6 protein-coding genes and 1 pseudogene are annotated in these 13,089 nt (G+C 59.4%); 6 read left to right on the top strand and 1 reads right to left on the bottom strand.

From position 1 onward, the window contains the following. Positions 1-39: 39 nt before the first annotated feature. From EJA05_RS15460 to EJA05_RS15450, 3 genes are all read left to right on the top strand, one after another. Positions 40-792: a class II aldolase/adducin family protein gene (locus tag EJA05_RS15460; RefSeq protein ID WP_125858911.1), complete on the top strand. Its 753-nt coding sequence runs from the start codon at positions 40-42 to the stop codon at positions 790-792. Between the two features lie 128 nt (positions 793-920). Beyond that, positions 921-2,627 (top strand): ShlB/FhaC/HecB family hemolysin secretion/activation protein, encoded by a 1,707-nt coding sequence (locus EJA05_RS15455; protein ID WP_125858910.1) that lies wholly within the window; start codon positions 921-923, stop codon positions 2,625-2,627. Positions 2,628-2,668: 41 nt separating this feature from the next. Beyond that, positions 2,669-9,913 carry a two-partner secretion domain-containing protein gene (locus tag EJA05_RS15450; RefSeq protein ID WP_125858909.1) on the top strand — a complete coding sequence of 2,415 codons (7,245 nt, stop codon included), beginning with the start codon at positions 2,669-2,671 and terminating at the stop codon, positions 9,911-9,913. Positions 9,914-10,432: 519 nt separating this feature from the next. On the opposite strand, the gene EJA05_RS15440 is transcribed toward EJA05_RS15450, so the two are convergent. Next, positions 10,433-11,289 (bottom strand): IS5 family transposase gene (locus EJA05_RS15440; RefSeq protein WP_190305981.1). Its coding sequence is split into 2 segments (ribosomal slippage): positions 10,433-10,941 and positions 10,941-11,289, totalling 858 coding nucleotides; the frame shifts between segments, so codons are not numbered across the junction. Positions 11,290-11,606: 317 nt separating this feature from the next. Between EJA05_RS15440 and imm40 the strand changes: the two genes are divergently transcribed. The 3 genes and pseudogenes from imm40 to EJA05_RS15425 all read left to right on the top strand — a co-directional run bounded on the left by imm40 (position 11,607) and on the right by EJA05_RS15425 (position 13,044). Continuing rightward, positions 11,607-11,936 (top strand): Imm40 family immunity protein, encoded by a 330-nt coding sequence (gene imm40, locus EJA05_RS28790; protein WP_125858907.1) that lies wholly within the window; start codon positions 11,607-11,609, stop codon positions 11,934-11,936. A 441-nt stretch (positions 11,937-12,377) separates the two neighbouring features. Continuing rightward, positions 12,378-12,784 (top strand): annotated as a pseudogene (locus EJA05_RS28785) (EndoU domain-containing protein); the annotation flags it as partial. Positions 12,785-12,789: 5 nt separating this feature from the next. Then, a complete protein-coding gene (locus EJA05_RS15425) occupies positions 12,790-13,044 on the top strand; it encodes a MafI family immunity protein (RefSeq protein ID WP_125858906.1) in 255 nt (84 codons plus the stop codon). Positions 13,045-13,089 lie beyond the last annotated feature (45 nt).

Genomic DNA, 13,089 nt, shown 5'->3' with positions numbered 1-13,089 from the left:
ACTCTCCAGCCACCCCTCATAAACCTGGAACCCGTGACCATGCCTACCGAACAACACCTGCGCGAGGAGCTGGCGGCCTGCTACCGGCTGATCGCGCACTTTCGCATGACCGACCTGATCTTCACCCATATCTCGGTGCGCCTGCCGGGCCCCGAACATCATTTCCTGATCAACCCCTACGGCTTGATGTTCGATGAAATCACCGCTTCCAACCTGGTGAAGATCGACCTGCACGGCCATGCCGTCGAGCCTTCGCCTTATCCGGTGAACCCGGCGGGTTTTGTGATCCACAGCGCCATCCATGGTGCCCGGGAAGATGCGCAGTGCGTGCTGCACACCCATACCCGCGCCGGTTGCGCGGTAGCGGCGCTGGAGTGCGGGTTGCTGCCGGTGAACCAGATCTCGATGGAGTTCTACGGCAAGGTCGCCTACCACGACTATGAGGGCGTGGCGCTGGACCTGAGCGAACAGCAGCGGCTGGTGGCCGACCTGGGGCAGCAGCCGGTGATGATCCTGCGCAACCACGGCCTGCTGACCGTAGGGCGCAGCGTGAGTGAGGCGTTCATGCGCATGTACTACCTGGAGAAAGCCTGCGAGATCCAGCTCGCCGCCCAGGCCAGCGGCAAGCTGGTGTTGCCGCCCCATGCGGTGTGCGCGCATACCGAGCGGCAGTTCAATGACCCCGGGCGGCCGTTGGAGGAGGGGCAGTTGACCGATCCGGACGCGATGCAGTTGGCCTGGGCGGCGTTGTTGCGCTTGCTGGACAAGGTGGCGCCTGGCTATCGCGATTGAAGGCATGGCGGGTGGACGTCGTTGTCAGGGCCGTCCTGATAAGCGCAAAAAATTGACGTCAACAAGTCGACTGGTAGAATCGCGCGCCCAATGATGTCGTAGTGACATCATGCGCACGTGACCATTAAATGTTTTCCAGGACGAACCACTTCTTACGAACCACAGGGATCCTTGGCGCCTTGTTGTTCCCAAGCACTGTATCGGCGGCGACCCCTGGCGATACGGATCTTATCCGCGAGCGCCAGGACCGCTTGCTCGAGGAGCAGAGCCGTCGCCTGGAGGATCTCAAGAACCTGCCGGGGCAGTCCGGCAACCCGGTAACCCCTTCAGCGTCCAACGATGAGCGTTGCTTCCCGATCAGTTCCATCGACCTGGAAGGGGCTGACAGTCTGTCGAGTGCCGAGCGCCAACGCCTGCTCACTCCCTTCACTGGCCAGTGCCTGGGGGTGGCGCAGCTCGATCTGTTGCTCAAGACAATCACCGATCATTACCTCGGCAAGGGGCTGGTCACCAGCCGTGCCTATCTGCCGCAACAGGATCTGTCCAGCGGCGCTTTGCAGGTGCTTGTCGTCGAGGGGCGCCTTGAGCGTGTTCGTAGCGCCGAGGACAGTGGGTTGTCCGAACGCGAATTGGCCATGAGCTTTCCCGGTAAGCCCGGTGACCTGCTGAACCTGCGCGAAATCGAGCAGATGGTTGACCAGCTCAATCGCCTGCCGTCGAACAACGCGAAGATGGAACTGGCGCCCGGCGAGCGTATTGGCGGCAGTGAGGTGCTGGTCAGGAATACCCGACAGAAACCATGGCGGGTGGGTTTGTCACGGCATAACGATGGGCAGGCGAGTACCGGTGAGCAGCAGTGGGGGGCCTCATTCGATTGGGACAGCCCCCTGGGCTTGTCCGATCAACTGCTGTTGCGCGGCGGACATGACGCGGTCAGCGATCGCCAGAAAACCTCGAACAACGCGATGCTTCGCTACAGTGTGCCGTTTGGTTGGTGGAACCTCAGTTACACCTACAGCCAAAGTGAATACCGCTCGCAGATTCAGGCCCTGGGTTTCGACTTCAAGCAGAGCGGTGAAAGTCGGAATCATCAGCTGTACCTGGAGCGGGTGATCTTTCGCGATGCTGTCAGCAAGACCTCGGTAAGCACAGGGCTTGCGCACCTGCGCACCAACAATTTCATCGAAGACAGCAAGCTCAGGAACAGCAGCAATCGCATCAGCGAGGCACAGTTCGGCATCAACCATGGCCGACGGGTCGGCAATGCCTATATCAACCTTGACCTGGGCATGCAGAACGGTATCGGCGCCCTGGACGCCCAGGGCAATCACGCCCCCCGCCCTGGGCAGCAAGATGCCCGCTATCGCAAGTACACCGCTACGTTGAGCTACCTGCAGCCCTTCCAGTTGTGGGGTGAGTCCTTCAGCCTGAGCAGTCTGGTGACCGGCCAGCGTAGCGAGGATGTGCTGTTCAGCCCGCAGTGTATGAGCCTGGGCGGCCAGTCGTCGATTCGTGGTTACAAGGACCAGAGCCTGTCAGGTGACAGTGGCGGTTACTGGCGCAGCGACCTGCGCTGGAATCGCCCGGTCAGCATCGACTGGCTGCGCCCGGTGCTGGCTGAGTACGGCATCGGCCTTGGCTACGACCAGGGTGTCATTCGCCATGACCGCTACAACGCCGAAATGCACGGGCGTATGTCGAGTCACTCGCTGGAGTTGTTCGCCCGAGGGCAGAACATGGCCGCCAGCGTGACGTTCGCGCACTCACTGGAGCGCCCTGGGCCGATCGAAGCCCGGGAGACACCCACTTATTTCCGCCTCGACTTCTTCCTCTAGCCATTGCGCCTTCTGCTTAGACCGATACGAGATTCTCGACCATGGACGTTCGCCAGCTCGCCTTCCTTGCACGCCAGCCTTCCGCTGCCCTGACACGCTGTGAGCACTTCCTTGGCCTGCCCAAGCGTGGGCTGGCGTTCATTCTGGCGAATGCCATGTTCTGGCAGCCGTTGCTGGTGCAGGCCGAGGGGCTGGTAGTCAGCGCTCCAGGCACGACGCTTGGGCAGGCGGGTAATGGCGTGCCCATCGTCAACATTGCCGCGCCCAATGGCAGCGGGCTGTCACACAACCAGTTCCAGGACTACAACGTCGGCAGTCAGGGACTGATCCTCAACAATGCCCCTAACCGAACCCAGCCCACCGAGTTGGGCGGGATCATCCTGGGCAACCCCAACCTGAAAGGCGGGGCTGCGTCGGTCATTCTCAACGAAGTCACCGGTAACAGCCCCAGCCAACTGCGTGGCTATACCGAAGTGGCGGGGCAGTCGGCGCATGTGATCGTCGCCAACCCTTATGGCATCACGTGCAACGGCTGCGGTTTCATCAACACCCCGCGGGTGACGCTCACTACGGGCAAGCCTGTGATCGAGAAAGGCCGTGTCGAGCGCTACCAGGTCGACGGTGGCAGCGTCAACTTCGAGGGCAATGGGTTCCGGGCGGGCAAGGTCGAGCAGTTCGACGTGATTACCCGCAGCGCCCGGATCAACGCAGAGATCCACGCCAAGAAGCTGAACGTCATCACCGGGCGCAATGATGTCAAGGCCGATGACCTCACTGCTGTCGCCCGAGCCGCTGACGGCAGCCAGGCGCCGGAGCTGGCCATCGACAGCTCGGCGCTGGGCGGGATGTATGCCGGCGCCATTCGCCTGGTGGGTACGGAAAAGGGTGTAGGCGTGCGTCTGGCGGGCAACATGGCCACCAGCGCCGGGAACATCCAGATCGATGCCAACGGCAAGCTCACAATGGCTCAGGTGGTTTCCAGCGGCGCGGTCAAGGTCAACGCCGATAGCGTTCAGCTCGATGGCCCGGTCTATGCGGGCCGCGACCTGACGATCAAGGCTCAGGGGGATCTCGACAGCCAAAAGAGCCTGGCGGCCCATGACAGCATTCGCCTCGAAAGCGGTGGCCGGTTGAACAACGGCGGTAGCATCGATGCCGGCGTCAACCTCGATGGCAGCCGCAATGCCGCCGGGGATGTAACGCTAACCGCTGATCAGGTGACCAACCGCGGCAGCGTGATTGCCAGCCGCAAGATCGGCGTCGGTGCCACACAAACCCTGGATAACCAGGGTGCCAGCCTAGTGGCCAGCGAAGTCGACGTTTCGGCCGCGCGCATCGACAACCGCAAGGGGGCGATCACTGCCAGCGGCGGTACTGCGACCGTGCATGCGAAGGAGCAGTTGGATAACCGCGAAGGCAAGGTACTGGCCGGTACCTCACTGCTGCTGACTGGCGGTGAAGTGCTCAACCAGGGCGGTGCGCTCATTGCTGACAACCTGACCGCGCACCTGACCAGCCTGGACAACAGCCTGCAGGGTCGAGTCAGTGCCGAAAATGGCAAGCTCGAAATAATCGCCAGCGATGACCTGAACAACCAGGGAGGGCGCCTGCAGTCCACCACTGGCGCCATCGCGATAGAGGCGGCCAACATCGACAACCGCGGCGGCGTGGTTGTGGGCAAGCAGGTGCAACTGGCCGCCGAACAGGGGCAAATCGACAATCGTGGCGGCCAGGTACTGGGCACCCAGGTGAAACTGCAGGCGGCCGATATCGATAACCGCGAGCAGGGCAAGGTGCTGGCCGGTAGCGAGGGGCTCGAAGTGGTTGCAGCAGCCGTGCAGAACCAGCAGGGCGCCTTGCTTGCCGAAGACGCTGCGCTGGTACTGCGCATGGGGGATGAGGGCGAGCTGCACAACCAGGGCGGCAGCATCAAAGGTGCCAACGTAGAGATAACCGCTGCATCGTTGGACAACAGCGCGCTGGAGGGCACGCTCGGGCTGATTGCTAGCCTCAAGGGCAACCTTCAACTGATCGTGAAGCGAATCGACAACCGCGCAGGCCTGGTGGAGTCCGCCACTGGTCTGGTGGTCGAAGGCGAGCGGTTGGACAACAGTGTCGAGGGACAACTACGAGCGCTAGGCGGTGACTCCAGCCGAATTGTCCTGAGCGATGAGCTGGACAACCGCAGCGGCAAGGTGGCGATCGGCAGCCACGGCTTCACACTCGATACCGCGAGCCTGCTCAACAACGATGGCCATATCGAGCATGCCGGCCAAGGCGTGTTCGCCCTCGATCTGGCGGCATTGCAGGGTAGTCGCGGGCAGTTGCTGGGGCATGGCATGGGCGACTGGCGTGTTGGCCAGGTAGAGGGTGTGGGCAATTGGCAGCTCAACGGTGGTTTGGCCTATACCAGCCATCAGGGCCTGGCGTTGGCCGTGGGCGAGCGTATCGCCAGTGCGGGCAGCTTGACCTTCGACATGGCCAGCCTGGACAACGCTGGCGAGCTGATCACCGACGGTGACTTGACCCTCAAGCTTGCTGGCGACCTGACCAACACCGGTACCCTCTCGTCGCTGAAACTCATCGACATTGGCGCCACCAATCTCACCCAGGACAACGGGCGCCTGGCCAGTGGCGGCGATATCCGACTGACCCTGCAAGGCACGCTGGACAACCTTGGCCGCCTGGTAGCCGACCAGGCTTTGACCATCGAAGCTGCACGCATCAACAACCGCGGCAGCCTCGGCGCCTTGAAGTCGGCCCACCTGACAGCTGCGGATGGTGTCTACAACGACCAGGACAGCGTGCTGTTCAGCGGTACCGGGCTCAGTGTGCGCGGCGATACCCTGAGCAACTACTACGGCGATATCTACAGTGGCGGCGACCTCAGCTTCGCCGGCCTGGATGGCGACAAGGGCAGCCTGTTCAGCAACCTGTCCGGCAGCGTCGAAAGCGCAGGTAACATCGACATCAAGGCCATCGAGCTGACCAACGCCAAAGCCGAGTTCAAGCTGGGCAAGGGGCTGGTGTCCGGGAGCCTGTCCTGGGTGTGTGGGCAGCACTGCGGCGGTGGCGATTCGTTCAAGCGCGGCACCATCACCATCACCAAGGTGCTCGACGAGACACCGACCAAGAACTCGCCGTCGGCGCGGCTGGTGGCAGGTAAAGGCCTGACGGTAGATGCCCAGCACATCGAAAACCGCTACAGCCTGATGGCGGCCAACGGCGACATGACCCTGGTCGCCGACAGCCTGCTCAACCAGGGGGCCGTTTCCCGTTCAGGCATCCAGATCATCCAGCGCGGCACACCGGGAAGGATTGCTACCGGGTACTGGGACCAGATGGAGTTCGTCGACGTCCCCGCGTTCAACGCCGCAGTAGCGGGCGGTCATTTCGACGAGGCGGGTTTCAACGAGCTGATCAGTCGCTCTGCCGATGACCGCTTCAGCAGCATGAGCGACGTCACCACCTGGAGCCCGAACGGCAATACCGTTTACGCCGCGACCATCCAGGCCGGTGGCCAGGTCAAACTGACTGTTGCCAACAACATTCAGAACGGCAGCCTGGTCGATAACACCCTGGCGCAATTGACCGGGAGCCTGGGCGATGACCAGACCACCGCCTCCAGAGTCGGCGGTATCGAGATCGCGATCAACCCGAGCAGCCCAGCCCCACAGCCCACGAAGGATGTGACGCGGGTCGAGCAGATCGGCGCCGATGGCAGTGTGGAGGTCAGCTTCGTGCCGGCTGATTTCAGCGGCTCGCCGTTCGTTGCGGTGGACCCGACGGCACTGCCGACGTTCCGCCTGCCGCAGGGCGACTACGGCATGTTCACCCAGGCGCGCAACCCGCAGGGCCGTTACCTGATCGAGACCAACCCGCAGTTGACCAACCTGAAGAACTTCTTCAGTTCGGACTACCTGCTGGATCAATTGGGCGGCTTTGACACGCAGCAGGCCTGGCGGCGCCTGGGCGATGGTGGTTACGAGACGCGCCTGGTGAGCGATGCCGTTCTGGCGCAGACCGGGCAGCGCTTTCTGGCCAATGGCCTGACCAGCGAGTACGAACAGTTCCGCTACCTGATGGACAACGCCATTGCCTCGAAGGACCAGCTTGGGCTGACCATGGGGGTGAAGCTGAGTGCTGCGCAGGTGGCGGCGCTCACCCATGACATCGTCTGGATGGAGGAACGCGAGGTCGAGGGCGAGAAGGTCCTGGCCCCGGTGCTCTACCTGGCCAAGGTCGACTCGCGTGATATTCGTGGTGGCAGCCTGGTGCAAGGCCGCGATGTGAATGTGCTGAGCGGCAACAACCTGGTCAGCGTCGGCGTTCTGCGGGCCAGCAACGACCTGAGCGTGGTGGCGGGTAGCAGCATCTATCAAGGCGGCCTGGTCGAGGCTGGCAGAAACCTGTCGATGCTGGCCCAGGACAGCATTCGCAACGCAATGGCCGGTGATATTCGTGGCCAGAACGTCAGCCTGACCGCGCTGAGCGGCGATATCGTCAACGATCGTACGGCGATTCTGGTCGGGGAAGGCTCCGGCCATAGAACCGTGCTCGACGATGGCGCCGGCATCAGCGCGACCGGCAAGTTGAGCCTGAACGCTGGCCGGGACCTGACCAACAAGAGCCAGATCAGCAGTGTGGGCGATGCCACGCTCAAGGCAGGGCGTGACATCAACCTGCTGTCGGTGGCCGACAGCAGCGAGATCCATGTCAGCCGCAACGGTGGTCACAAGTACAGCGTGAACACCCAGGTCAAGAACCTTGGCTCCAGCGTGACCAGTGGGGGTGGCCTGACGATCGAGTCGGGGCGTGACATCAACGTTGTCGCCAGCACGGCAAGGGCAGGCGAGGACCTGACCGTCAGCGCCGGTCGTGACCTGTACCTGGGCTCGGCCACCGATGAAGACAGCGTCGAGACCCGCACCAAGCGGGGCAAGAAACGCATCAACGAGGAAGACAACCATACCCGTCAGGCAGCCAGCGAGTTCAGTGCCGGCGGCAAACTTACCGTCGACGCCAAGCGCGATGTGACCGTGGTCTCCAGCAACCTCACCGCTGGCGACGACCTGGCGCTGAAGGCGGGCAAGAACCTGCAGTTTCTGGCGCAGCAGAACACCGACCACACCCTATACGACATGCAGGAGAAGGGTGGCTTCGGTGCCTTGAAGCTCAAGCGCGACGAAGTCACCCAGGTGACCCATGTTGGCAGCCAGGTCAAGGCGGGGGGCGATGTCTCGCTGACCAGTGGCGGTGACCAGCGTTATCAGGTGGCGCAGCTCAAAAGCGGTGGCGACCTGACCTTGGACAGCGGTGGTGAAATTGTCTTTGAAGGCGTGAAAGACCTGCATGACGAAAGCCACACCAAGACCAACAACAACGCGCTTTGGAGTTCAGCCAGCGGCAAAGGCCGCACGGACGAAACGTTGCGCCAGACGCAGATGCAGGCGGCCGGTAGCATCACCATCAAGGCGGTCGAAGGGCTACGCATCGATCTCAGGCAGGTAGACCAGCAGACGGTAAGCCAGACCATCGATGCAATGGTCGCGGCCGATCCGCAGCTGGCCTGGATCAAGGCTGCAGAACAGCGTGGGGATGTGGATTGGCGGCAGGTGAAGGAAGTTCACGACTCCTTCAAGTACAGCAATTCGGGGCTGGGTGCTGCGTCGGCGATGATCATCGCCATCGTGGTGGCGTACTTCACCGCAGGCGCGGTGAGTGGTTTGGCCACCAGTGTCGGGTCTTCCGCCACCAGTGTTGCCAGTGCCGCCGGCATCAGCACCACGACAGCCACCACGATCGGTACGGCCGCCAGTGCCGCGACTACCGCTGTGGCCAGTTCGGCGGCCAGCAGCGCAGCGATCAGCACCATCAACAACAAGGGCGACCTGGGCGCGGTATTCAAGGACCTGACATCGAGCGATGCCCTGCGCGGTTACCTTGTTTCCGGGATTACGGCCGGTCTTACCGCTGGGCTGTTCGACGATTGGATGGGGACTAAAACAGGTCCGGCCGGGGCACTGGAGAACGGCGGAAAAGTAGTCACTACCGAAAGCCTCTCCAAACTGGAAGGCATAGGCCGCTTCGCGGGCAATCAGTTGCTGCAGAACGGCACCTCTACCGTGCTCGATCGCGCCTTGGGCGGTGACAGCTCGTTCAGTGATGCCTTGCGCAGCAGCCTTGCCAACACATTTGCCGCCGCAGGCTTCAACTGGGTGGGTGACCAGACCAGTCCTGACAAGTGGAACCTGAAGGAGGGCAGCGTCGCCAAGATCGGCCTGCACGCCATCATGGGAGGCTTGGCGGCAGAAGCGGCGGGCGGTGATTTCAAGACAGGGGCGCTGGCCGCTGGGGTGAACGAAGCGTTGGTTGGCAGCCTGTCGCAGTGGTACGGCACGATGGACCCCGAGCAGAAGAAACGCTTGCTGACGATGAACTCGCAGGTGATCGGGGTGCTGGCGGCCGCTGCTCAAGGTGGGGACGAGGCGGCGCTGCAGACTGGGGCTTGGGTGGCGGGGACGGCTACGCAGTACAACTATCTGCTCCACGAGGAAGTGGAGGAGATGCTGAAGCGCCAGGACGAGTGCCTGGATCAGAAATGCAAAGAGGGTATCAGGGAGGAGTACGCTCAGCTCGATGAAGAGCGCAATAAGAGGTTGCGAGACACCTGCAGGCAATCGCCTGAGCTGTGTGACGTGTTGCTCACGAAATTGCTTGCAGACCAACCCTTGTTGCAGGAAAAAGTCAAAGCATTAAAGAAGGAGGGCAAGGTCGAGGTTGCCGTTGTCATTGGCTTTGTCGTTGGACAGAGCAATGAAACTGCGATGCAGGAGATTGCGTCTGCATTGAGCCAAGAGTCCCAGTTTAAGCAAGGGCTCGGCCAGGTGTTGCTGGGTGTGGCGACGGGTGGTGGTGGGCGAACGCCGAAGCCTTCAGTCAGCCAGGGTGGTGGAAAGACGGGGCCCGCGGGGGGAACAGGCGTTGGTAGTGGGGCGAAGTTTGCCGACCAAGCCAAGCTTGATGACCATTTTGCTCGTCATGGCAGCGACTTTGGAGCTAAAAGTTCGCTTGAATATCAAGCACAAGCTGATAAATTTTTAACAGCCTCTAAGTCCGCTGGCGTGCTTGAAAAAACACGACCTAATGGAGATATCGTACGCTACAACCCAGGCACCGATGAGTTTGGCGTCGTATCCAGTGGGGGAAGTATTAGGACCTACTACAAACCTGATCCTGCAGTGCACGGCAAGGGTTCAAATTTGGATTATTTTAATGCCCAGTAATGATCAAATACATATTTGTCCAGTGTGCTTTTACCCTGGTCTCGATGAGCCAGCGTATGATGGTTTTGGATGCGCTTCGTATAATATCTGCCCGTGTTGCGGGACAGAGTTTGGGTACGATGATTCGACAGTCGCTCATTCTGAATTACGAGAAAAGTGGATTTTTGAGGGGATGCAATGGTGGAGTAAGCATCAGCTCAAACCTGATGGTTGGGATCCGGTAAAGCAGATAGAAAATAATTGAGATTTCAGGGGGAAGTTAAAGAATTAAAAGCGGATGGTAAGGTCCAGGTCGGAGCCGTCATTAGCTTTGTCGATGGACAGAGCAATGAAGATACAATGTAGGATGTTACGTCTGCATTGAGCCAAGAGTCCGAGTTTAAGCAAGGGCTCGGCCAGGTGTTGCTGGCTGTGGTGACGGCTGGTGGCGGGCGAACTCCGAAGCCTTCAGTCAGCCAGGGTGGTGGAAGGACAGTGCCTGCACCGGCTGGCGGATCAATTTACGCTGGGCGCCGAACACTAGGCTCTGTCTGAAAAAAGCCGTCGCATACACCGCATGACGCAAGCCAGCGAGACCATTGCGGCATAACTTTTTGCGAGCTTGTCGAAGCGCGTGACGATTCGGCGGTTCTCTTTTAGCCAGCCGAACATGCGTTCGATGATGTTGCGCTGTCGATATTTGGGGCGATCAAACAGTCTCGGCAAGCCGGGTTTGGGCTTGCGTTTCATTGAGCGCAGCGGAATGACCGGCTGCATCCGATATCGATCGCAGTAACGGCGCAAGGCCTCGGCGTCGTAGCCTTTGTCAGCCAGCAACCATTTGCATCGTTTGCGTGGACGACCACGCTGGTTTGTCGGGATGCTGACATCATCAAGCAACGGCTGGGCATAGCTGATGTCGCTGGCTTGGCCGCCAGAGAGAAGGAAGCGCAACGGTATCCCGTTGGCGTCGCAGAGCATATGGATTTTGGTTGTCAGGCCGCCGCGACTGCGGCCTAGAGCGTGATCGGCAGGCTCGTCAGGCCCCCTTTTTTCCGCGCTCCAGATGAAGCACGGGTTGCTCGAACAGCGGTCGAATCGATCATCCAGGTGTGGGGATCGATCAAGCCTTTGTCATTGAGTCTGAGGTGCAATCGTCTGAGCATCTGATCGAATGTTCCGCGGTTTCGCCAGAGTCGGAAGCGGTGATAGACCGTTGCCCAAGACCCGAAGCGCTCGGGCATATCTCGCCAGGCTGCTCCTGAGCAGAGCACCCAGAGCACACCATCGAGCATCAAACGATCACTGCTGCGGGGCCTGCCCCTGACGTGGGCCGCCGTAAAGAGGTCGGCGACCACTGCCCACGCTTCATCCGAGAGTTCATAACGCTTTGCCATCACAGAATTCCTTTCCGTAGATGGCCGGCGACTGTACAGAACCCAGGCTGTTCCGAGGCCACATTTCAGTTTCTTGGGATTTCAGACAGAGCCTAGGTCAGATCAAGACTGGAGATCTTCATGGATTCCCGGAAAGCGTTACGACGTTCCAAAGTGCCGGACAGGTGACGAAGATTACAGGGGGAGATGGTGTGGTAAGAGATATGCTGAAAATCCCTGGTGAGTATCGTGGAAAACAAGGCGTTTTTGAGTTTATAAAAGAGCCGGATGGCTCAATTAATCATCGTCTATTCAGGCCGACGTCGGCGGAGTGATCCATGAGTACTATATGGTCGGAGCAAGTTGACCCTATTCTAAGTAGGGGCGTGTCGCTAGATGGTTTGGGGGTGCGGAATTGGGCCTTGGGTCGTGATGATGCTTTGCATGCTATTTATGAACTCGAAGCTCTTGGTGTCGCAATTCTTGGGGGAGATGTATATAAATTGGTTGGTGATAAAGCGGAGCTAACGTACGACAGTTGGTACTGCGATCAAGGTCCCGGTGAGTCGGATTCTGATTTTACTAAGCGTAGTTCAGGCAAAGCGGCTAGTTATATTCTTAGCTGTTTAATGCCTGATGGTCTTTTTTCGCTAGTGCCTAAAGTCTAATGGTGCAAAGGCACAGGTGCCCATTGTTAATGCAGAGAGAGGGAGATTAACGGAGGCATAACCGCCAGGGGCTTTCGTCGTCTGCTGATTTAGTTCGTCCAGAGTGTGCATGACGGGTCGAATGCCCATGTCGGGTCTGCTTTGGGTGGGCTTGGATCGAGCCGGGCGCAGACCGCGCCACATCTAGCGTTGCGCGCCTAGATAACGAAGAATCCTCTTACAGGGCCGTCGGGTAAGGCCGAAAACTTCAAGAGCACATTCATTCTCTTTGTCGTTGGACAGAGCAATGAAGCTGCAATGCAGGAGATTGTGTCTGCATTGAGCCAGTAGTCCGAGTTTAAGCAAGGGCTCGGCCAGGTGTTGCTGGGTGTGGCGACGGCGGATGGTGGGCGAACGCCGAAGCCCTCAGTCGGCCAGGGTGGTGGAAAGACGGGGCCCACGGGGGGAGCAGGTGACGGGGGTATGGTTGTTGGTGCAAAAGCACCTGGAAAAGATTACGTTGATATCCTTTCTCCTGAAGCAAAGCAGCATATTCTTTATGGAGATAAACCTGGAAGCGGCGGCCACATGTGGCCAGGACAGCAAGGGAAGACCGTTTTCCCTGAAAGTTGGTCAGGAGAGAAAATTGTTCATGCGGTCGGCGATATTACGACCTCTCCGAACACTAAGTGGTACGCACAGACAGGAATCGGGGGGCTTATACGGCTAAAGGGGACCCTGCCAAGTGGGTTGCTTATGAAGCTCGTGATGGAGTGCGTATGCGAGTTGTATACCAGCCAGCTACAGGGAAAGTGGTTACCGCATTTCCTGATGATGCTCCGGTTCCACCTTATAAGCCGATTAGGTAAATTTTATGTTTGCAGACCGTATTATTAAATTTGGGAATAAATTCTACGGCCGGTTGGACGCGGGTCTGCTCCAAGGGGCATTGGACTATGTCGCGTACAATGAGGAAAGTCTGGCCTTCGAGATATTATGCGATCATATTTGTGAGTTTGATATTTCTATCACGGACGAAGAATATCAGGAGGCAGTTCGATTAATTACGGATATGGGGCTTGATTTAGATGATGGACCATTTAAGCATCTGGTGGGGTTGCGGAAGTAAAAAGCTAGAAATAAGTTGGTGAAAAAGCGACTTCAGGAGTCGGCC

This window comes from Pseudomonas oryziphila, from assembly GCF_003940825.1.
Lineage (GTDB): Bacteria > Pseudomonadota > Gammaproteobacteria > Pseudomonadales > Pseudomonadaceae > Aquipseudomonas > Aquipseudomonas sichuanensis.
Note: the sequence above shows the minus strand (reverse complement) of the source record. Positions and strands in the feature narration are given on the sequence as shown.

Excerpts from the sequence above, each read along its gene's own strand:
- EJA05_RS15460 (WP_125858911.1), top strand. The coding sequence starts at position 40 with ATGCCTACCGAACAACACCTGCGCGAGGAGCTGGCGGCCTGCTACCGG.
- EJA05_RS15455 (WP_125858910.1), top strand. The coding sequence starts at position 921 with ATGTTTTCCAGGACGAACCACTTCTTACGAACCACAGGGATCCTTGGC.
- EJA05_RS15450 (WP_125858909.1), top strand. The coding sequence starts at position 2,669 with ATGGACGTTCGCCAGCTCGCCTTCCTTGCACGCCAGCCTTCCGCTGCC.
- imm40 (WP_125858907.1), top strand. The coding sequence starts at position 11,607 with ATGAGTACTATATGGTCGGAGCAAGTTGACCCTATTCTAAGTAGGGGC.
- EJA05_RS15425 (WP_125858906.1), top strand. The coding sequence starts at position 12,790 with ATGTTTGCAGACCGTATTATTAAATTTGGGAATAAATTCTACGGCCGG.